Origin of the sequence: Pseudomonas sp. (assembly GCF_030150285.1) — a bacterium.
Lineage (GTDB): Bacteria > Pseudomonadota > Gammaproteobacteria > Pseudomonadales > Pseudomonadaceae > Aquipseudomonas.
The window spans coordinates 1-19,204 of sequence record NZ_JASLGE010000026.1 but is presented as its reverse complement, the minus strand read 5'-3'; the positions used below and the strand labels follow the sequence as shown (position 1 = coordinate 19,204).

20 protein-coding genes and 1 pseudogene are annotated in these 19,204 nt (G+C 57.4%); 5 read left to right on the top strand and 16 right to left on the bottom strand.

Annotation, left to right across the window (positions count from 1 at the left end; translation table 11 throughout):
• Positions 1-467 precede the first annotated feature (467 nt).
• From lpdA to Q1W15_RS04820, 4 genes are read right to left on the bottom strand one after another with little or no spacing between them, the layout of a single operon-like run.
• The gene (gene lpdA / locus Q1W15_RS04835) at positions 468-1,856 is read right to left on the bottom strand and encodes a dihydrolipoyl dehydrogenase (protein ID WP_300724585.1); all 1,389 of its coding nucleotides are present in this window, start codon (positions 1,854-1,856) and stop codon (positions 468-470) included.
• A 2-nt stretch (positions 1,857-1,858) separates the two neighbouring features.
• Positions 1,859-3,151, bottom strand: coding sequence for a dihydrolipoamide acetyltransferase family protein (locus Q1W15_RS04830; protein ID WP_300724583.1), 1,293 nt, complete (start codon positions 3,149-3,151; stop codon positions 1,859-1,861).
• Positions 3,152-4,207 carry an alpha-ketoacid dehydrogenase subunit beta gene (locus tag Q1W15_RS04825; protein WP_300724581.1) on the bottom strand — a complete coding sequence of 352 codons (1,056 nt, stop codon included), beginning with the start codon at positions 4,205-4,207 and terminating at the stop codon, positions 3,152-3,154.
• A gap of 4 nt (positions 4,208-4,211) precedes the next feature.
• Entirely contained in the window at positions 4,212-5,444 is a 1,233-nt protein-coding gene (locus Q1W15_RS04820) for a 3-methyl-2-oxobutanoate dehydrogenase (2-methylpropanoyl-transferring) subunit alpha (protein ID WP_300724579.1), read from the bottom strand.
• Positions 5,445-5,647: 203 nt separating this feature from the next.
• On the opposite strand from Q1W15_RS04820, the gene bkdR reads away from it, so the two are divergent.
• The gene (bkdR, locus tag Q1W15_RS04815) at positions 5,648-6,136 is read left to right on the top strand and encodes a Bkd operon transcriptional regulator BkdR (protein ID WP_300724577.1); all 489 of its coding nucleotides are present in this window, start codon (positions 5,648-5,650) and stop codon (positions 6,134-6,136) included.
• 12 nt (positions 6,137-6,148) lie between these two features.
• Here bkdR and Q1W15_RS04810 read toward each other — a convergent pair whose 3' ends face one another.
• The 10 genes from Q1W15_RS04810 to Q1W15_RS04765 all read right to left on the bottom strand — a co-directional run bounded on the left by Q1W15_RS04810 (position 6,149) and on the right by Q1W15_RS04765 (position 15,062).
• A complete protein-coding gene (locus Q1W15_RS04810; protein WP_300724575.1) occupies positions 6,149-6,694 on the bottom strand; it encodes a histidine phosphatase family protein in 546 nt (181 codons plus the stop codon).
• Positions 6,695-6,733: 39 nt separating this feature from the next.
• Positions 6,734-7,633, bottom strand: coding sequence for a lipid A hydroxylase LpxO (lpxO, locus tag Q1W15_RS04805; protein WP_300724572.1), 900 nt, complete (start codon positions 7,631-7,633; stop codon positions 6,734-6,736).
• A 229-nt stretch (positions 7,634-7,862) separates the two neighbouring features.
• Positions 7,863-8,780: a PfkB family carbohydrate kinase gene (locus tag Q1W15_RS04800; protein ID WP_300724570.1), complete on the bottom strand. Its 918-nt coding sequence runs from the start codon at positions 8,778-8,780 to the stop codon at positions 7,863-7,865.
• On the bottom strand, positions 8,773-10,236 hold the full coding sequence (locus Q1W15_RS04795; RefSeq protein WP_300724567.1) for a cytosine permease: 1,464 nt from the start codon (positions 10,234-10,236) through the stop codon (positions 8,773-8,775). Before Q1W15_RS04795 ends, Q1W15_RS04800 begins: the two co-directional genes overlap by 8 nt.
• Positions 10,237-10,298: 62 nt before the next feature.
• Positions 10,299-11,303 (bottom strand): ADP-ribosylglycohydrolase family protein, encoded by a 1,005-nt coding sequence (locus tag Q1W15_RS04790; protein WP_300724565.1) that lies wholly within the window; start codon positions 11,301-11,303, stop codon positions 10,299-10,301.
• A complete protein-coding gene (locus Q1W15_RS04785) occupies positions 11,300-12,013 on the bottom strand; it encodes a GntR family transcriptional regulator (RefSeq protein WP_300724562.1) in 714 nt (237 codons plus the stop codon). Before Q1W15_RS04785 ends, Q1W15_RS04790 begins: the two co-directional genes overlap by 4 nt.
• Positions 12,014-12,289: 276 nt before the next feature.
• Entirely contained in the window at positions 12,290-12,979 is a 690-nt protein-coding gene (locus Q1W15_RS04780; protein WP_300724560.1) for an endonuclease I family protein, read from the bottom strand.
• 4 nt (positions 12,980-12,983) lie between these two features.
• Complete coding sequence (locus tag Q1W15_RS04775; protein WP_300724558.1) at positions 12,984-13,235, bottom strand: DUF1654 domain-containing protein; 252 nt, start codon at positions 13,233-13,235, stop codon at positions 12,984-12,986.
• Positions 13,236-13,439: 204 nt separating this feature from the next.
• Positions 13,440-14,519, bottom strand: coding sequence for an asparaginase (locus Q1W15_RS04770; RefSeq protein WP_300724556.1), 1,080 nt, complete (start codon positions 14,517-14,519; stop codon positions 13,440-13,442).
• A 342-nt stretch (positions 14,520-14,861) separates the two neighbouring features.
• Positions 14,862-15,062: a hypothetical protein gene (locus tag Q1W15_RS04765; RefSeq protein WP_300724554.1), complete on the bottom strand. Its 201-nt coding sequence runs from the start codon at positions 15,060-15,062 to the stop codon at positions 14,862-14,864.
• A gap of 158 nt (positions 15,063-15,220) precedes the next feature.
• Between Q1W15_RS04765 and Q1W15_RS04760 the strand changes: the two genes are divergently transcribed.
• A complete protein-coding gene (locus tag Q1W15_RS04760) occupies positions 15,221-15,526 on the top strand; it encodes a hypothetical protein (RefSeq protein WP_300724552.1) in 306 nt (101 codons plus the stop codon).
• A 158-nt stretch (positions 15,527-15,684) separates the two neighbouring features.
• Complete coding sequence (locus Q1W15_RS04755; protein WP_300724550.1) at positions 15,685-15,993, top strand: I78 family peptidase inhibitor; 309 nt, start codon at positions 15,685-15,687, stop codon at positions 15,991-15,993.
• A 71-nt stretch (positions 15,994-16,064) separates the two neighbouring features.
• Here the strand turns inward: Q1W15_RS04755 and Q1W15_RS04750 are convergent, their stop codons facing one another.
• Positions 16,065-16,277 carry a cold-shock protein gene (locus Q1W15_RS04750; RefSeq protein WP_003179963.1) on the bottom strand — a complete coding sequence of 71 codons (213 nt, stop codon included), beginning with the start codon at positions 16,275-16,277 and terminating at the stop codon, positions 16,065-16,067.
• A gap of 287 nt (positions 16,278-16,564) precedes the next feature.
• A complete protein-coding gene (locus Q1W15_RS04745; protein WP_300724547.1) occupies positions 16,565-16,861 on the bottom strand; it encodes a hypothetical protein in 297 nt (98 codons plus the stop codon).
• Positions 16,862-17,206: 345 nt separating this feature from the next.
• On the opposite strand from Q1W15_RS04745, the gene thrS reads away from it, so the two are divergent.
• On the top strand, positions 17,207-19,129 hold the full coding sequence (thrS, locus tag Q1W15_RS04740; RefSeq protein WP_300724545.1) for a threonine--tRNA ligase: 1,923 nt from the start codon (positions 17,207-17,209) through the stop codon (positions 19,127-19,129).
• Positions 19,129-19,204: pseudogene (locus Q1W15_RS04735) on the top strand (translation initiation factor IF-3); the annotation flags it as partial. The gene thrS and the pseudogene Q1W15_RS04735, both read left to right, overlap by 1 nt.

The following is a 19,204-nucleotide window of genomic DNA, read 5'->3' as shown; positions in this document are numbered from 1 at the left end:
GCGGTTGAGTTCGTGTTTAGTAGCCGTTGCCGCAGGAACGAGGCTGCGATCGGTTGCGTAGCGATCGTAAACCCTGAATCCCGGATCTGGCAGGAGGGGCGGACTACTTGTGTACCGGGTACCTATCCATTACGAGCATTTAACTGAGCTATCGGTTTCGCTCTTACAGCGAGTCCCTTTTGTCAAACAGCCACAAAAGGAACCAAAAAGGCCTTGCCCCGACGTTCGGCCTGCCGAAAGGGGCTTGTAGATCAAGATCAACAGCGCGTGCGGCGTGTGCCGTAGCAGTTGCCGAACTGTGCGAGGCTACGTCCGATTGCGTAGCGATCGTAAAGCCTGAGTCCCGGATCTACCAGGAACACTGCGCTGCCTGGTATCACGACGACTGCGTCGGAGTGCCGCATCACGCCGGACGTAGCCTCGCAAAGATCGTCAACGACGACAGGTGTGTGGTCGTTGACGCGTTTTTAGAGGTGTAACGCGTGCCCAAGGGCGCGCAACGCGGCTTCTTGTACCGCTTCGCCCAAGGTCGGGTGCGCGTGGATGGTGCCAGCGATGTCTTCCAGGCAAGCGCCCATTTCCAGCGATTGACCGAACGCGGTGGACAACTCTGAAACGCCAACCCCCACCGCTTGCCAGCCCACAATCAGGTGGTTGTCGCGCCGCGCCACAACCCGCACGAAACCGCTTTTGGATTCCAGGGTCATGGCTCGGCCGTTGGCCGAGAACGGGAAACTGGCACTGATGCACTCCAGCCCGGCGGCCTCGGCCTCAGCCGGGGTTTTACCCACCACGACGATTTCCGGGTCGGTAAAGCACACGGCGGCAATGGCAGCGGGACTGAATTCACGGTGTTTGCCGGCAATGATTTCCGCCACCATTTCGCCCTGAGCCATCGCTCGGTGGGCCAGCATCGGTTCGCCGGTGAGGTCGCCAATGGCCCAGACGTTGCGCATGCTGGTGTGACAACGGTTGTCGACGCGAATCGCTGCGCCGTTCATGGCCAGCGCCAAGGTTTCCAGGTTGAAGCCTTGGGTGCGCGGCCGACGGCCGACTGCCACCAGCACCTGATCGGTTTCCAGGGTTTGGCTGTCGCCCAAATGGTTACGCATCGACAGGGTTTTGGTGCTGGCCTGGAAGCCTTCAACGCTGTGCTCAAGGTACAGGGTTATGCCCAGCGCCTTGAGGGATTCAGCGACTGGCTGTGTCAGTTCCTTGTCATAGGTGGGCAGGATACGGTCCCGGGCTTCGACCACGGTGACTTCTGCGCCGAGCTTGCGGTAAGCAATACCCAGCTCCAGCCCGATATACCCGGCCCCAACCACGGTCAGGCGCTTGGGAAGGGCGGTAGGTGCCAATGCCTCGGTGGACGAAATAATGGCTCCGCCAATCGGCAAAATCGGCAGGTCTACGGTGTGAGAACCGGTGGCCAGCAGCAGGTGTTCGCACTCGATGCGCTGGCCGTCCACTTCAACGGCCTTGCCATCGAGAATCTTCGCCCAGCCACGGATGACTTTGACCCCGTTCTTTTTCAGCAGCGCGCCGACGCCGGTGGTCAGGCGATCAACGATGCCGTTTTTCCACTGCACGCTCTGCTGGATATCCAGAGTCGGGGCCTGGGTTTTGATGCCCAGGGGGGAGCTGTGCGCGCTGTAGCGCTGGGTGGTGTGAAATTGCTCCGCGACATGGATCAATGCCTTGGACGGAATGCAGCCGACGTTCAGGCAGGTGCCGCCCAGCGACTGGCCTTCGATCAGGACCGTGGGAATGCCCAGTTGGCCAGCGCGGATCGCCGCCACATAGCCGCCGGGGCCGCCACCGATAATCAGCAGCGTGGTGTGTTGAGTGGGCTGCATGTTCACTCCAGAAACAGGGTGGCGGGTTGTTCGAGCAAGCCACGCATGGCTTGAATAAATTGTGCGGCGTCCATGCCGTCGACCACGCGGTGGTCGAAGGAACTGGAGAGGTTCATCATTTTGCGGATGACGATCTGGCCTTTCACCACCATCGGTCGTTCGACGATGCGATTTACGCCAATAATCGCCACTTCTGGCAAGTTGACCACCGGGGTGCTGACAATCCCGCCCAACGCGCCAAGGCTGGTGAGGGTGATGGTGGAGCCGGTCAGTTCCTCGCGGGTGGCCTTGCCCGTGCGAACGGCAGTGGCCAAGCGGGCAATTTCATCGGCCGCGCCCCACAGGGTCAGGGTTTCGGCGTGCCGTATCACCGGCACCATCAGGCCGGCATCGCTTTGTGCGGCAACGCCGATATGGGCGGCTCCAAAGCGGGTGATGAGTTGGGCTTCGTCGTCGTAGCGCACGTTGATTTGCGGGAAGTCACGCAAGGCCACGACCATGGCCCGTACCAGAAACGGTAGCAGGGTCAGTTTGCCTCGGCTGTCGCCCCACTTCTGGTTGAGCTGGGCGCGCAGTTCTTCGAGGGCCGTGACGTCCACTTCTTCGACGTAGCTGAAGTGCGCGGCGCGGCGCTTGGCATCTTGCATGCGTTGGGCGATTTTACGGCGCAGGCCGATCACTGGAATCTGTTGCTCGTCGGTACGCTGGGCGTAACCGCTGGCCGGTACAGGGTGAGTGCTGGTGTCCTGGGCCAGATAAGCGTCGAGGTCATCGTGCAGCACGCGACCCGCCGGGCCGCTGCCGACCACAAAGCGTAACTCGATGCCCGCATCCCAGGCACGTTTACGTACCGCTGGCGAGGCCAGTGGCCGTTCGTTGGCTTCACGGGCCACGGGCGCGGGGCGATTGGGCGCTGGCGGTGTGTTAATCACCGGTGCCGCCACGACCGCGACTTCGACACGGGCTTGCGGCGCGGTTTTAGGCGTGGCTTTGGGAGCGGCAGCCGGTGCCGGTTCAGCAGCAGGCTGTGCGCTTTCGCGCAGGTTACCGGCTCCTTCCACTTCGATGCGGATCAGTTCGCTGCCCACCGCCATGACTTCGCCGGGTTGCCCACCCAGCGCCAGCACTTTGCCCGCCACCGGGGACGGAATATCGACGGTGGCCTTGTCGGTCATGACGTCGGCCACGACCTGATCTTCGCTGACCATGTCGCCGACTTTGACAAACCACTCCACCAGTTCAACTTGCGCAATGCCTTCGCCAATGTCCGGCATCTTGATAACGTGCGTACCCATTTAAACCTCCATGACCCGTTGCAATGCCGCACCGACCCGCGCCGGGCCCGGGAAATAAGCCCATTCCTGGGCATGTGGGTAAGGTGTGTCCCAGCCGGTTACGCGCTCGATCGGTGCCTCCAGGTAGTGGAAGCAGTGCTCTTGCACCAGCGCAATCAGTTCGGCGCCAAAGCCGCACGTGCGGGTGGCCTCGTGCACGACGACGCAGCGACGGGTTTTTTTCACGGAGGTGACAATGGCGTCCAGGTCCAGCGGCCACAGGCTGCGCAGGTCGATGACTTCAGCGTCAATGCCGGTTTCTTCGGCGGCCACTTGGGCCACGTACACGGTGGTGCCGTAGGTCAAAATGGTCACTTCGGTGCCGGGGCGCACAATGGCGGCGCAGTCCAGCGGTACGGTGTAGTAACCGTCAGGCACGGCGCTGGCCGGGTGCTTGGCCCATGGCGTGACGGGGCGCTCGTGGTGCCCGTCGAACGGGCCGTTGTACAAGCGTTTAGGCTCGAGGAAGATGACGGGGTCATCGTTTTCGATGGCCGCAATCAACAGCCCTTTGGCGTCATACGGGTTGGATGGCATGACGGTCCGCAGGCCGCAGACCTGGGTAAACATGGCTTCAGGGCTCTGGCTGTGGGTCTGCCCACCGTAGATGCCGCCACCGCAGGGCATGCGCAGGGTCATGGGGGCGATAAATTCTCCCGCCGAGCGATAACGCAACCGCGCCGCTTCGGACACGATCTGGTCGGAAGCCGGGTAGAAATAGTCTGCAAACTGGATTTCAGCCACCGGGCGCAAGCCATAGGCACCCATGCCCACCGCTGCCCCCACGATGCCGCTTTCCGAGATTGGTGCGTCGAACACCCGCGAGCTGCCGTATTTGGCCTGCAGCCCTTCAGTGCAGCGGAATACGCCGCCGAAATAGCCCACGTCCTGGCCGAACACCACCACGTTGTCGTCGCGCTCAAGCATCACATCCATGGCCGAGCGCAGGGCCTGGATCATCGTCATGGTGGTGGTACTCACGGCGTTCTCCATCAGAATTTTAGTGTTGTCGTTCATCTGGTTATAACCCCAATTCCTGACGTTGCCGGCGCAAGTGATCGGGCATGTCCTTGTACACATCTTCAAAAATCGTCGACGCGCTCGGCATTTGCCCGCCCGCCAGGGTGCCGAAACGCTCGGCTTCCTTTTGCGCGCCGATGATTTCGGCTTCGAGTTCGGCGCTGACGGCGGCGTGCTCTTCCTCGGACCAGTTGCCCGTGGCAATCAGGTGCTGCTTAAGGCGAATAATCGGATCGCCCAGCGGGAAGTGGCTCCAGTCATCTGCAGGACGGTACTTGGAAGGGTCGTCAGACGTAGAGTGCGGGCCTGCGCGATAAGTGACCCATTCGATCAGGGTCGGGCCCAGGTTACGGCGGGCGCGTTCTGCGGCCCAGACGGAGGCGGCATACACCGCGATAAAGTCGTTACCGTCGACCCGCAGTGAAGCAATGCCACAGCCGACGCCTCGCCCAGCGAATGTGGTGGACTCGCCTCCGGCAATGGCCTGAAAGGTCGAAATCGCCCATTGATTGTTCACCACGTTAAGAATGACCGGGGCGCGGTACACGTGGGCAAAGGTCAGGGCGGTATGAAAGTCGGACTCAGCGGTGGCACCGTCGCCGATCCAGGCCGAGGCGATTTTGGTGTCGCCCTTGATGGCCGATGCCATGCCCCAGCCCACGGCTTGCATAAATTGCGTGGCGAGGTTGCCGGAAATACTGAAAAAGCCGTAGTCGCGTACCGAATACATAATCGGCAACTGCCGGCCCTTGAGCGGGTCGCGCTCGTTGGAGAGCAATTGGCAGATCAGGTCGACCAGTGGCACGTCACGGGCCATCAGGATGCTTTGCTGACGGTAGGTCGGAAAGCACATGTCGTCGATGTTCAAGGCCAAGGCCTGGGCGCTGCCGATGGCTTCTTCGCCAAGGCTTTGCATGTAGAACGACATTTTTTTCTGGCGCTGGGCCACCACCATACGGGTGTCGAAAATACGTGTCTTGAGCATGGCGCGCATGCCCGCGCGCAGTACCTCGGTAGACACGCCTTCAGCCCAGGGGCCGAGAGCCTGGCCCTGGTCGTCGAGCACGCGGATCAACCCTTTGGCCAGGTCGGCGGTGTCGGCCGGTTCTACGTCAATCGCAGGTTTGCGTGTCTGACCGGCATCGGTCAGGCGCAGGTAACTGAAGTCGGTCTTGCAGCCCGGGCGACCGGAAGGTTCGGGGACGTGCAGGCGCAGCGGTGCATAGTCGTTCATGGCTTTCTCTACGCTCGATCTTGTCGTGTTTATTAGGGCGCGGGAGCTACAACGTGGAGTATCTGGCGGATGAAAGGGCCAGATCTTGTCCTACAACAATCATATTCCTGACAGTGAAGAATATTTCTCTGTAGTTCGTTGTGCTTTGTGGTGATTAAGGATAAGAATTCTTTATAAACATAAAAAAAAGGTGCTTTTGTCTCATGCGCAAGCTAGATCGGACGGATATAGGGATTCTCAATAGCCTTCAGCAGAATGCGCGCATCACCAATGCGGACCTTGCGCGCTCGGTTAACCTGTCGCCCACCCCGTGTTTTAACCGGGTCAAAGCCATGGAAGAACACGGGTTGATTCGCGAACAGGTGACGTTGCTGGATGCCGACATGCTGGGGCTGCACGTGAATGTGTTTATTCATGTCAGCCTTGAAAAGCAGGTCGAAGAGGCGCTGCAGCACTTTGAGGCGGCGATTTCCGACCGGCAGGAAGTGATGGAGTGCTATTTGATGGCTGGGGACCCGGATTATCTGATTCGGGTGCTGGTGCCCAGCATTCAGGCGCTGGAGCGCTTTATGATGGATTTCCTGACCAAAGTGCCGGGCGTGGCGAATATCCGTTCCAGCTTTGCCCTCAAGCAAGTCAGGTACAAAACGGCGCTACCTTTACCGCCGGGCGGTTTGATGCTGGAAGGCTGAAGACGCGGGTGCTTATAGACGCAACCGCCAGCGATCACTGAGCCGCAGTTCAACCCGGGACAGCGGTTCGACGTCTATCAAGTTGAATGAAGCCGTGCTGGCAGCCAAGGCATGGAGGACGGCGGCGCGGATCACGAACGGGTGTGTGACGACGGCAAAGTGACCGTCCTCACGGAACTCGCTGAGCCAGGTGCTGATCCGTGCACACAGCGCGTGTACGGATTCACCGTTGGGCGCAGCCGAAAGCGGCGTGTTGATCCAGTGGGCGAGGGCGTCGGGAGCGATCTGTTGCAGATCAGCCAAGCTCAGGCCTTTCCAGTCGCCCATGTCGTAATCCTCAAGGGCGGGCACGATTTCTATTTCGCCGCCCAGGGCTTGGGCGGTTTGCAACGCCCGGGTCTCGGGTGCACACAGAATTCGCACGGTTTTTTTCAGGGTGCTGGCCAGTTGCCTGGCTTTCTCCAGCTCCTTGGGGTCGACCGTTTCGTCCAGGGCAAAGCGCCCCAGGCGCTGGGCCTCGGTGCGAGCGTGGCAAATGAAGCTGAGACGAATGGGCATCTTGAAAATCTCCCGAGCCTAAGGGCAGCGGCCTGGCTGCTAAATCAGCAGAAACAGTGCCAGCAGGCCGCCGAAGATAGCCCATTTTTCCAGGTAGTAGCGCGTGCGGTTGCGCTTTTTCAGGGCTTTTCCACGCTGGCGAATCGTGTAAAGGCGGCTAAAGGCGCGATTAAGGGCACCGGTTTTGTCATTGGCCCCATTGGGGGCGCTGGCGGACGCCATGACGGTGCGGCTGAACCACTGATTAAACGCCGCCGCCCAGCGGTATTGCATGGGCCGTTCAATGTCACAGAACAAAATGAGGCGGTTTTTATCCGTGGTGTTTTCGGCGTAATGGATAAAGGTTTCGTCAAACATCACCGCCTCACCGTCCCGCCAAGCGTACGTTTGCCCATCGACATTGATGTAGCAACCCGGGTCGTTAGGGGTATCCAGGCCCAGGTGATAGCGCAAGGAGCCCGCATAAGGGTCGCGATGGCGAACCAGTTTCGAGCCCGGCGGCAGCTCGGCAAACATGGCGGCCTTGATGGTGCCAATGCTGTTGAGCAGTTCGAGAGTGCGCGGGCACAGCGCTACCGCTGAAGGGTGGTTGTCGCCGTACCATTTCAAGTAAAAGCGCTTCCAACCGGTCTTGAAAAACGAGTTGAAACCCACGTCGTTTGGTTGCTCTGAGCGTTTGATTTCGCCTGTGCGCATAAGGTTGCGTGCTTCTTCGCGTATTTCTTGCCAATGGGCCTGCAAAGGTTGCAGTTCAGGGAAGTCGGCCGGCTTGAAGTAGGGTTGGCTCGGAACCTTGGAAAACAGGTACAAGAAACAATTGATCGGGGCCAGAAATGTGGAGTGGTCACTCAGTTGGCGACCTAATTTATGGCGAACCTTACCCCGTAGGTGAACATACGCAATGGATACAACGTAAACAGCAATAATGATGAGCTTCAAGAATATCGTCACATGTCTAGAGAAAAAACAGCCCCTCATACACGCAAGTAGCCCGACAATTTGTGGGAATTGTCGGGCTCTTGTGTAGCTTGTTGGCAGTCAGGATGTAAGGTTAAAACACCCTTTCGAACACTTTCCAGCATTTAATGATGGTTTTGCAGTTGTCCGCCTACTCTCTTTGGTCGGGTTGCAGTGAGGAGCCTGGCGGTTTTGAGCACCAGGGGGCGTGCTATGGGCTGTGCAATGGTGTCTGCCCCATAAAGTCGTCTATTTCTTCAGCGCGCGGAGCCGTGGCAGGCCCACGGCGCGTCACTGCCAGCGCGGCCGCTGCATTGGCCCGGCGGGCGGCGTAGGCAAGGCAATGGCCGGCGGACAGCGCCGCCAGCATGACGCCCGTGTGCGCATCCCCCGCGCCATTGGTGTCCAGCGCATGTACCTTGAACCCCGGGATGTGTTGTTGGCTCTGGGGGTGGCTGATCCAGCAGCCTTGAGCACCTTCACGGACAACCACCTGACCGCTCGCGGACAAGCGCTTGGACAGTGCGCAGGGGTTTGGGGCGACGCTGTTGGCCTCGCCTTGGTTGCTGCTCCACAGGTTGACACGCGGTAGCAGTACTTCAAGCAGGTCGAGCGCCACAGCGGTGATCAGTGGGCCTGGGTCGAATACCACACGCACGCTGGGCGCGAGGCTCAGCACCCAGTCCAGCAAGGGGCCGGCTTTGTCGGGTTGGAGCAGGCTGTAACCGCTGACATACACCCAGTCGTCCGGTAGAACGGCGACCTGTGCCAGTTCCTCGGCAGACAGGCCCCCTTCAGCACCGATACACGAGATAAAAGTACGCTCGGCACTGGCGTCGGTCAGCGCGATGCACACACCGGTGTCTTTACCTGGGGTCGTAGGCAAGGTCAGGGCAATCCCTTCAGCGCTCATTGCCGCGCGAGCCAGCTCTGCGAAGCGACCGTTGCCGTGGCGGCCCAGATACAAGGTGCCCAAGCCGTTACGTTGCGCGGCAGCCATGACATTAAAGCCGCCACCCACCTGGAAGCTGGCACTTTTGGCCAGCGCATCGCCGCCTGGCGGAGGCAGGGCATCCAGTGCTATGACCAGGTCGACGATGACCTGCCCGGTGTGCAGCAGCCTAGGCATGGGTGACGCCTGGCTGCGGTTGACGAGCCTGCCGCGCACCGCCCATCAGCGCATACAAACCACCGGCTATCACAAAGGTCATCACCCATCCCAAGCCGTTTTCACCTGCCCAGGTGTCTGCCAGCGGCCCTGCAAACCAGGTGGTCTCGGCACTACCAACGCGGGTAAAGCACACGCCTGTTATCAGGGCTGCGGCCCAGGCGCTGACGGCCCGCCACTCGATACCGCCGTGGTACCAGTACGCACTGGTGGGGCTGGTATCGATCAGATCTTTGGGGCTGTAGTGCTGGCGATGGAGCAGGTCGACGATAAAAATGGCCACCCAGGCAGTGATCGGGATGGCGGTGAGCGAAATAAAGGTAATAAACGGGCCGTAAAAACTGTCGGCGTAGAGCATGAAAAAAGCCGAGCCACCAGTGATGACCACAATATCGACGAAGACGGCTTGCACCCGTTTGACTCGCAGGCCCAGGGTCAATGTTGTCAGGCCGGCGGAATAAACGGACAGGTAATTGGACAGCAGCAGGCCGCCGAACGCGCTGACCAGATAGGGCACGGCCATCCAGGCGGGCAGCCGGTTACGGATCGCGGTGATAGGGTCGCTGGCGGTGGCGAGGTCGTGGTTGCCCACCGATAACAGGCTGCCGAGACAGATGAGCAAGACCAGCGGAATGGCGGCTCCCCACGTGGCGCATGCCACCAGTTGTGCTGCACTGACGCTGCGCTTTTGGTAGCGGGAGATGTCTGCCCCGGCGTTGGCCCAGCCGATGCCAGTACCTGCGGCCATGATGCCGATACCGATAATGACCGCGCTCAAGGGGGCAGGCGGTGCATTGACCACAGCAGGCCAATCGATGGTGACCAGCAGAAAGCCCGCCACCCACAGATTGAGTGCACCGAACAAGTACGTCGCCCACTTTTGAATGAGCAGCAGCGTGGCATGCCCCAAGCCCGAAACCAGTAGGGTCAGTAGCATAAACACGCCGATACACAGCACTGTCAGTACAGGGGCGCTTTTAGCCTGAAACGGTGTGCCCAGTAGTATCGTACTGAGGGCGAGCAGTACAAAGGCGGCGGTGACGGTATTGACGGTTTCCCAGCCGAGTCTGGACACCAGGGAAACCAGGGTAGGCCCAAGATTGCCGCGTATGCCGAAAATGGCTCGCGACAGCGTCAGGCTGGGTGCTCGCCCACGTCGCCCGCCGATCGAAACCACCCCGACCAGTGCGAATGAGCCGCCCGCGCCGATCATGGCGACGATCAGTACCTGCCAAATCGACAGGTGATGAAAGGCCACCAGCGTAGCGCCAAGGGGCAGGCCAAGAATGCTGATATTGGCGGCGAACCAGACCCAGAACAGTTGTTGCGGGTTACCCCTGCACTCGCTTTCGGGAATGGGGTCGATGCCACGGGTTTCCAGTTGTCCGGCACTGTGCCCGGCTGTTGAATTGCTCATAAGGGGTGTCGCTCCTGAGACGATTTATTATCGTTTTAAGTAGAAAGGCCCTGGCGCAGGGCTCACGTGTTGCGAAGGGTCAATAGAGAGAGGGCCAGTGGTTCCAGGTGCAGGGCGTTGACCTGAATGACATGATTGACCAGGGCGACAGGCCAGTTGGGCATTGTGCCGCAGGCACCGAGCATGGCCCCAAGCATGGCGGCGATGGTGTCCGTGTCCCCGCCGAGGCTGGCGGCCATGCACAGGGCATCAAAGCTGCCCAGCTTGCCACTGGCCACCTGTTGCGCCAGGGCGAATGCTGCGACGACAGATTCCTGAGAAGCGACGGAGGTGCCGATGACGTCGTACAGCCAGTCGCCGATATTGCCAGTGCTGCATTTCAGGCTTTCCTTTCGCGCCCAGCGAATACGCGGGCCTATACGGCCCCCGGCAACCCAGTGGCCGTGAGGCTCTGCCATAAAAGCCATCTTGGTGCCTGCATTGAGGGCGTGCTCGAGTGTTTCGCCATTGATGCCGCTGGACACTACAGCCGCGATGGCCGCAGCACTGGCAATCCCCAGGCTGGTGTTGTGCGTGACCTGGCACGCTTGAATCACCGTATCGAGAAAACGTTCGGCCTGAGTGATGTTGATGGCGATCCCGACAGGTGCAATGCGCATGGCGGCACCGTTGGTGGTGCCGTGGCGGCCAGAGTCATCAGGGGTATGCCCGGCCTGTATCCGCTCGATGGCATGCTTGGTGGAAGGGCCGAGCAGGTCTTTCGACCCCTTGGCTTTCATCTTCAACTCCCAGGCGATAAGGCGCTGGGCAAGGTGATCCGGGTTGATGTGCCCGCTGCCCTCGATCAGCAACTGTGCAATCAGAAGGGCCTGAGCCGTGTCATCAGTGGTTGAGCCGCTGTGCATGCCAGGCGCCACAGGTTGATCGGCTGGCGCATCCAGCAATGTGGTGACGTGCCCAAAACGGGAGAGAACCTGCGCTCGACTGAATGACTGGGTGGGCATGCCCAGCGCGTCACCCAGCGCCAGGCCGTGCAGTGTGCCAAGGGCGCGATCAATGGCCGTCATTGTTGAGGGCCGAAGGCGCGGTACATGCGAAAGTGGTGTGGGTCCAGCCAGCTTTCGACTTGCTCCATAAAACGATCTTGGCGGTCGTAAGTGGTGCGCAAGGTTTTGATAAAAACGGTTCCCGGTTTACGCCCAAGCAACAGTGCATCTTCTTCGCTGAGAGGTTCGGCCCCGATCCATTGATCGCCGCGATTGCCCACAAAACCGTAGGCGGCCAAGGTGATGGTGAGTGAGGCGTCTATCAGGCCAACCCGGGGGAGACTCTCAAGGCCTGCGGTTGCTGGCATGAGTGAGCGCTCCAGGGAGATGGCGGTGCCATCGTCCCGGCGGCGGCGTCGTTCAAGCGTTATAAAGTGTGTAAAGCCGAAAGTGTGTGCCAGTTCAGGGCGCTCGACGGCCTGAAGTTGAAGCAGTTCTGTGTGGATGCGTGCTCCCGTGTCTGCCAGCGCCTGTGTCCAGCCGTTATGTTGATCGAGTGTTATGCCGTCATAAGTGACGATGGCTCCGCCTTCGGTCTTCATGGCTATATACCTTCGCCTTTCGAGTTCGGCCAGGGCTTCACGCAACGTAATGCTGCTGACGCGCAACTCGTGTGCGAGTTGTGCTTGTTCGGGCAGGGGATGGCCGTAGACCAAAAGCCCACTTTTAATGCGGTAGACGAGTTCATTGACCACCCGTTGTTTTTTGTTGAACCGAGCTTGTTTAATCATGCACAGAGTAAAAGCCCGGCAAGGGGTGTTCGGCAATGAGCCCGCCCTTGGAAAATTCATAAGTTGCAGGGGCGCAGGATCGTTTTTTTAAGTGGGAATAAACGCCCGAGCCTGAGTGTTGATCAGCGCTCCAGGGGGTTTATGAAGTGTTTTTAAAGCGAAGTTAAGGCGAGATGAAAACAGGCGAATTAGCGCCATTTACGTGATGTAAATGCGCACTCCTCGCCTGTTCTCAATGCTGTGGGCACATGCCGTGTGGTACCCGGGTGGGTACACTCAGCCGCAGGCCTTGAGGTTGACCGGACCAACGAATTCGTTTCCGCGACCCATGACGCAGGCCACGGCCTGGTTACGCTGACGCTCCCAGGTTTGAACCGGATAGGTTTTGTCCCAAGCCTCATACAGTTGGCGGTCTTGTGTGGACAGGCGCAAGTTGTACTGCTTGCTCATGTAAAAGTAAGTGCGTGCGATCATGCCGCGAATGGAAGGGCGGGGCATCACCTTCTTGGTTTTGAAATCCACCTGCGTCAGGCATGAGCCGTATTGGCCCGATTGGGTGGGTAACCAGCCAAAGCTGAAGTTGTTTCGGTCGCCGTTGACCTCGCCAATGCTAGGTACCAGATTGTGCAAATCAGCTTCAGCGACCTTGAACACAGCATCGTTGCGAGTGCAGTTTTTTCGCCCTCCCTTTTGCCAGCATTGGCGCTGGTGCCCGATTTGCCATGCCGGGACGATATGTTCCCATTCGATACGTGACGCACGATTGGCGTTTTTACGTGGGACATAACCGCAGGCTTTGAGGTCTACCCGGTTGCCGTTGTATTTACAGCCACAGTAGAACTCGGTGGACTGCGGAGCGTAGAGTTTCCAGGCGATTTTCTTGGCTTCGCTGAAGGTCTGCGGAGCGGCTGCCTGGGCATTAAAAACAGTAAATAGGCTGGCAAGTGCCAGCAAACGAACCCTCATGGACTCAATCTTCCTCAAGCACGGTCCAGAAAACATTGACCCCGCCATCATCGCGGTGCGCAACGCTCACGTTGTCGTTCTCGCCGATTTCTTCTAGCAGACGCTCCCAGAACTCGGGATTGTCGCCTTCTAGCCGTGTGAGCACAGCCATTTTGTCTTTCTGTGCTTTAGGTGAACCGATGATTTTTTTTATGCGTTCGCCGAACATTTCATAGGGGCTCGGAGGGGTAGGGGCCTTCGCCGCTTTTTTAGCCATGATGCAATCCTTGGTTTGCTGTATGTGCATACAGTATTTAACTGCGCAAGATTTGGCAACTGTTTGGCTGTCGGACGCTGCGCTTTGGGTGATGTTTTTGAGGGGGCGGAGCAGGAGGGGGCGAATTCAATACCAAGGCTCACCCATTCAGGCGAATGAGTGAGTGAGAGGCCGGGCACCGTTGCAGCGCCCGGTCAGAGGGCGTTAGTACTCCCAGAACATCCGCTGCAATTCCTTGCTGTCCTGGGTTTTGGTCAGGGCAACCATTGCCAGAATGCGTGCTTTCTGAGGGTTCAGGTCGTGAGCCACAACCCAATCGTATTTATCGTCAGGCTGTTCTGCGTTACGCAGTACGAATCCGCCATTGTTTACATGGGAAGAGCGGATGACTTGTACGCCATCTTTGCGAATTTCTTGCAGAGCCGGCACCACGCGCGAGGACACGGAACCGTTGCCGGTACCTACGTGGATAATCGCTTTAGCCCCTGCTTGCGCGAAGGCTTTGTAAGCCGTGTCGTCAACGTTGCCATACGAGTAGGCGATGCCTACGTCTGGCAGGCTCTTGATGTTTTTGATGTCGAACTCAGAGTCCATCGTGTGACGCTTGGCAGGCAAGCGGAACCAGTAGGATTTTCCTTCGACTACCATGCCCAACGGGCCCCACGGGCTTTTGAAGGCTTCAGTCTTGATGTTCATGGATTTGGTGACATCACGGCCCGACTGGATTTCGTCGTTCATGGTTACCAACACGCCTTTACCGCGTGCTTCTTTGCTACCCGCTACGGCTACGGCGTTGTACAGGTTAAGCATGCCGTCAGCTGACATGGCGGTGCCTGGGCGCATGGAGCCGACAACAATGATGGGCTTGTCGGTTTTTTCAACCAGGTTCAGGAAGTAGGCGGTTTCTTCCAGGGTATCGGTACCGTGAGTGATGACGATGCCATCAACGTCCTTACTGTCCGCCAGCTCAGCAACGCGGCGGCCCAATTGCAGCAGGTTTTCGTTGGTAATGCTTTCGGACGCAATTTGCAGAACTTGCTCGCCGCGCACGTTTGCCAGTTGGCTCAGTTCAGGAACGCCTGCAATCAGTTGGTCGACACCCACTTTGGCCGCTGTATAGGTAGCGCTGTTAGCTGCGCTGGCTCCTGCGCCAGCAATCGTGCCACCGGTTGCCAAAATAACAACGTTGGGCTTGGCGGTATTTTCTTGGGCATAAGCAATTGGCAAGGCCATCAACAGGGCCAGTGCGCCCGGAACTATAGTTTTCAGCACAGCAGTTTTCATTGTTATCTCTCTTATTAGTGAGCGTACAAATGTGTGTACGTCCTGCACGGCACGCGCCAACGTGTGGTCGCGAACGAGCTAAGAGGCAGCACTATCCATGCCAATGTAAGGAAATGTGTGAAACGCTGTGTAGCCCGCCCTTTAGCTGAGGCGTGCTTCAGGATTCACTGCATAGGTAGCGCAAGAGAACGGTTTTCCGAACGCGAGATGCAATTTTTGTTCGGAGAATCGACTGCTGAAGAATCGGGACGGGGGCGTCGTTGCAGCGATACCGGGCAGGGCTTTCTATTGTGCAGCGCACGGTCTCTCGAGCCGGGGGAGTAGCGCTGAATGGGCGCAGTTTCAAAGGGGGGGCGGTGTCTCGGCTTCTTTATATTTTTCGAAGACTTGACTCACGAAGGCGCGAGCGGACTCTGTTCCGAGTTCTCTGACTAAAAGGTCGATGCCTATAATTGCCAGCTCTTCGGGGCTGCCAGGGCTGTAAGAACACTGCCCGTGATGCCACTTGGCTTTGATGTCGGCATCGATGGTCACTGTGGTCATGGGGATCTCGTAATGGGCTTGGGGTGGCGATTTTAACAAATTGCAGCGCTGAAACTATTCGCAGGTGACCGCTAAACCGTCTGATTGATTCTGCACCTTCGCTTTCACGCGAAGATAAAGATACATGGCACACTGATAGTTTTAGAGGGAGGCGTGACATGCAGATTGATTTGAATACGCCAGGTAGTCTTTCCATTGACGCGGTACGGCAGTTGTTGGCATCGGCCAGTGACGATGCGCATACTCAGTTACGCGTCAATAAGGAGGGAATTGCGTATATTTCTTCTGGTGTTGTGGGTGCAGTCGACATAGATGGGTTGCTTTTTAGGTTGGAGACCTGGGCTGCGGGTTCCGGGTATGTAGGAAACGTTGCGGCCAGTGATGAGGTTTGGGTGATGCAGATTTACAATGCCCTGAATACACACTGGCCGCGCCCGTCATTCGACTATATCGATATTTACTAGGGTCGGACACACATTTAGTCACGATTGGGTCGGCGTAAAAGTCGAGCCGTCGGGCAGAATCGTCGGTCTGTGAGCATTCAGTCTGTTGCCAGGCAATATGCAACCTATTTGCGAAAATACAGTCGCAAAGGGTCTGGCTATTTATTTAAGGAGGCTTCATGTCTTGGAAGCTAGTGTCATTGGGTTCGTTGTTGGCCGTTGTAGCGTTGTCAGGGTGCAGCACTGCGCCATCCGTTAAAGAGCCTGTCGCAGACGCAGGGCATACCCGTTGTGATGCTCAATTGGCAGCATTTGCTGTGGGCCAGAAGGCGTCGTCGGCGCTTTTGGAGCAGGCACGTGTCAAGGCAGGCGCACAAAATGCGCGTATTTTGTTGCCGCACGACATGATGACGCTCGAATACCGCTCTGATCGTTTGAATCTGAATGCGGATGACAGCGGGACGATTACGCGAGTTAACTGCGGTTAAGCGTACATAACCTTTCGGTTAGGCATAAAAAACCCCGTCACGTGGACGGGGTTTTTTAGTTCGGGGGAGAATTACTCCGGACGAACTTGAGCAGCTTGCATACCCTTTTGGCCTTTCTCAGCCACGAAAGATACGGTTTGGCCTTCTTTCAGGCTTTTGAAACCGTCGCTTTCGATAGCTTTGAAGTGTACGAACAGGTCGTCACCGCCACCTTGAGGAGTGATGAAGCCGAAGCCTTTTTCATCGTTGAACCATTTTACGGTGCCGGTTTGGCGATTAGACATGGTGTATCTCCAAGAAACTTATATTTTCAGTAGTACTGTGCTGCTCAGGCCAACTGGGCACACAGGGCTATCATAGTCGAAATGTGCGATTTGGGAGCCCCCCTGAGCGGCAGTTTACTGCGTTGACAACCGGTATCCGTTACTCAAGATCCCTGAAACCCCCATTTTATAGGGGGTTGGCGAGGGTTGCGGCTTAGAAAAAAAGGCGCGGGTAGGCCGTTTTTTTTAGACAGAGACGCATTTTTCACCTGTTTTCCTGCTGGCTGATGGCTTTTTGGGGCCGAAAACTAGGATTTGGCCCTGCAGGGCAGGATCGCATTCAGGGCCTTGGTGCGTAACTCGGGAGAAGGCTGCGTTTTGCCCATGAGTTCCTTGAGTTCAGCGGTCGAAAATTGAGCACTCAACTGCTGCGCCCCGCACTCGCAATGCTGTGTGGCCTTTTTTGCATCAAGGCTTTGGCTGGCCGCGGCTACGCAGTTCGTCATGTACTGCTGTTTCGTGCCGGCGGGCCATTCGGCGGCCTGGGCCAAGGGGATCAGGAGCGTCAGGGGGGCTGCGAAAGCGAAAAGGCGTGATATGCGCATGTTGGGTCCTCGTAAACGTTCAGGCTCAAATGTAACTCGCAGAGTTTTGAGGGCCAAACAGCCGCTCAAGTTCACTACGGTTCGAAAGGGAAGTAATTTTTGGCGACTCTGCAGATGAGGCTCATCTGTGCTAGCCTATCGCCCTTGGTTTTTCTCGTGAAGTTCGTATCGAGCCGCGAAGCAGAGCCATAAACCCTTTGATTTGAACTCCAGTCACTCTGGTTCGGTTAATGGTTCGCCGCAAGGCTCCTGCCACTGTGAGGCAGGCATACCACCGAATCGCGTACTGGCTCATCCCAACCCACGTGACCTTTGGTAGGGGTCACCACTAGGAGAGGAGGCGCCATGCCAACTATTACTCTTCCCGACGGCAGTCAGCGTTCATTTGATCACCCCGTATCTGTTGCAGAAGTCGCAGCCTCTATCGGCGCAGGCTTGGCAAAGGCTACCGTGGCCGGCAAGGTCAACGGCAAGCTGGTTGATGCGTGTGATTTAATTGAAAACGACGCCACTCTGCAAATTATCACGCCCAAGGATGAAGAGGGGCTGGAGATTATTCGCCACTCTTGCGCTCACTTGGTGGGGCATGCGGTAAAGCAGCTCTACCCGACGGCCAAGATGGTGATTGGGCCTGTCATTCAAGAAGGCTTTTATTACGATATTTTCTTCGAGCGCCCATTCACTCCCGATGACATGGCAGCGATCGAACAGCGCATGCAGCAGCTGATTGAAAAAGACTACGACGTCATTAAGCGCGTTACCCCGCGCGCCGAAGTGGTTGAGCTGTTTGCGGCGCGTGGTGAAGACTACAAGTTGCGCTTGATCGAAGATATGCCGGACGAGCAGGCGATGGGCCTGTACTTCCACGAAGAATACGTTGATATGTGCCGCGGCCCTCACGTGCCGAACACTCGCTTCTTGAAGTCGTTCAAGCTGACCAAGTTGTCGGGCGCTTACTGGCGTGGAGACGCCAAAAACGAGCAGCTACAGCGTATCTACGGAACCGCCTGGGCTGATAAGAAGCAGCTGGCAGCCTATATTCAGCGTATTGAAGAGGCTGAGAAACGCGATCATCGTAAAATCGGCAAGCGTCTGGGGCTTTTTCATACTCAGGAAGAAGCGCCGGGCATGGTGTTCTGGCATCCGAATGGCTGGACGCTTTATCAGGTTCTAGAGCAGTACATGCGTAAGGTACAGCGCGATAACGGCTACCTGGAGATCAAGACTCCTCAGGTTGTGGATCGTAGCTTGTGGGAAAAGTCCGGTCATTGGGCTAACTACGCTGAAAACATGTTTACCACTGAGTCGGAGAATCGCGATTACGCGATCAAGCCGATGAACTGCCCTTGTCACGTCCAGGTCTTCAATCAGGGCCTGAAAAGCTACCGTGAGCTGCCAATGCGTTTGGCAGAGTTCGGTGCCTGCCACCGCAACGAGCCTTCGGGTGCCTTGCATGGCATCATGCGTGTTCGTGCCTTTACTCAAGACGATGCGCATATCTTTTGTACTGAAGAGCAGATGCAAGCTGAATCGGCGGCTTTCATCAAGCTGACGCTGGATGTCTATGCAGACTTTGGTTTCAAGGACGTTGAACTCAAACTGTCGACTCGTCCCGAGAAGCGCGTAGGTTCTGATGAGCTGTGGGATCGTGCTGAAAGTGCGCTGGCTTCTGCCCTTGATAGCGCAGGTCTGGCTTATGACTTGCAACCGGGTGAGGGCGCTTTTTATGGGCCTAAGATTGAGTTCTCTCTGAAAGATTGTCTGGGTCGGGTGTGGCAATGTGGTACCTTGCAGCTCGATTTCAACCTGCCAATTCGTCTTGGTGCGGAATACGTTTCGGAAGACAACAGCCGTAAACACCCGGTTATGTTGCACCGGGCAATCCTCGGGTCGTTCGAGCGTTTTGTCGGTATTTTGATCGAACATTACGAAGGTGCGTTCCCGGCTTGGTTGGCACCGACGCAGGCAGTGATCATGAATATCACTGATAAACAGGCAGATTTTGCCTCTGAAATTGAAAAAACTCTCAATCAGAGCGGGTTTCGCGTCAAGTCTGACTTGAGAAATGAAAAGATCGGCTTTAAAATCCGCGAGCATACTTTGCTCAAGGTTCCTTATCTCTTGGTTATCGGAGATCGGGAAGTCGAGATGCAGACTGTCGCTGTGCGTACACGTGAAGGTGCTGATCTGGGCTCTATGCCTGTCGCGCAATTCGCTGAATTCCTCGCACAAGCGGTTTCCCGGCGTGGTCGCCATGATTCGGAGTAATTATTATTAAGCGTGAAATGAGACAAGATAAACGAGCTGCACCGAAAGCCCCGATCAACGAGAATATCTCGGCAC

What these genes read in the sequence shown, in the direction of transcription:
- Q1W15_RS04790 (WP_300724565.1), bottom strand. Translation starts at nt 11,303, where the DNA reads ATGACGGCCATTGATCGCGCCCTTGGCACACTGCACGGCCTGGCGCTG.
- Q1W15_RS04750 (WP_003179963.1), bottom strand. Translation starts at nt 16,277, where the DNA reads ATGTCTAATCGCCAAACCGGCACCGTAAAATGGTTCAACGATGAAAAA.
- Q1W15_RS04775 (WP_300724558.1), bottom strand. Translation starts at nt 13,235, where the DNA reads ATGGCTAAAAAAGCGGCGAAGGCCCCTACCCCTCCGAGCCCCTATGAA.
- thrS (WP_300724545.1), top strand. Translation starts at nt 17,207, where the DNA reads ATGCCAACTATTACTCTTCCCGACGGCAGTCAGCGTTCATTTGATCAC.
- Q1W15_RS04830 (WP_300724583.1), bottom strand. Translation starts at nt 3,151, where the DNA reads ATGGGTACGCACGTTATCAAGATGCCGGACATTGGCGAAGGCATTGCG.
- Q1W15_RS04825 (WP_300724581.1), bottom strand. Translation starts at nt 4,207, where the DNA reads ATGAACGACAACACTAAAATTCTGATGGAGAACGCCGTGAGTACCACC.
- Q1W15_RS04820 (WP_300724579.1), bottom strand. Translation starts at nt 5,444, where the DNA reads ATGAACGACTATGCACCGCTGCGCCTGCACGTCCCCGAACCTTCCGGT.
- Q1W15_RS04755 (WP_300724550.1), top strand. Translation starts at nt 15,685, where the DNA reads ATGTCTTGGAAGCTAGTGTCATTGGGTTCGTTGTTGGCCGTTGTAGCG.
- Q1W15_RS04785 (WP_300724562.1), bottom strand. Translation starts at nt 12,013, where the DNA reads ATGATTAAACAAGCTCGGTTCAACAAAAAACAACGGGTGGTCAATGAA.
- Q1W15_RS04795 (WP_300724567.1), bottom strand. Translation starts at nt 10,236, where the DNA reads ATGAGCAATTCAACAGCCGGGCACAGTGCCGGACAACTGGAAACCCGT.
- Q1W15_RS04770 (WP_300724556.1), bottom strand. Translation starts at nt 14,519, where the DNA reads ATGAAAACTGCTGTGCTGAAAACTATAGTTCCGGGCGCACTGGCCCTG.
- lpdA (WP_300724585.1), bottom strand. Translation starts at nt 1,856, where the DNA reads ATGCAGCCCACTCAACACACCACGCTGCTGATTATCGGTGGCGGCCCC.
- Q1W15_RS04745 (WP_300724547.1), bottom strand. Translation starts at nt 16,861, where the DNA reads ATGCGCATATCACGCCTTTTCGCTTTCGCAGCCCCCCTGACGCTCCTG.
- bkdR (WP_300724577.1), top strand. Translation starts at nt 5,648, where the DNA reads ATGCGCAAGCTAGATCGGACGGATATAGGGATTCTCAATAGCCTTCAG.
- Q1W15_RS04800 (WP_300724570.1), bottom strand. Translation starts at nt 8,780, where the DNA reads ATGCCTAGGCTGCTGCACACCGGGCAGGTCATCGTCGACCTGGTCATA.
- Q1W15_RS04780 (WP_300724560.1), bottom strand. Translation starts at nt 12,979, where the DNA reads ATGAGGGTTCGTTTGCTGGCACTTGCCAGCCTATTTACTGTTTTTAAT.
- Q1W15_RS04810 (WP_300724575.1), bottom strand. Translation starts at nt 6,694, where the DNA reads ATGCCCATTCGTCTCAGCTTCATTTGCCACGCTCGCACCGAGGCCCAG.
- Q1W15_RS04765 (WP_300724554.1), bottom strand. Translation starts at nt 15,062, where the DNA reads ATGACCACAGTGACCATCGATGCCGACATCAAAGCCAAGTGGCATCAC.
- Q1W15_RS04760 (WP_300724552.1), top strand. Translation starts at nt 15,221, where the DNA reads ATGCAGATTGATTTGAATACGCCAGGTAGTCTTTCCATTGACGCGGTA.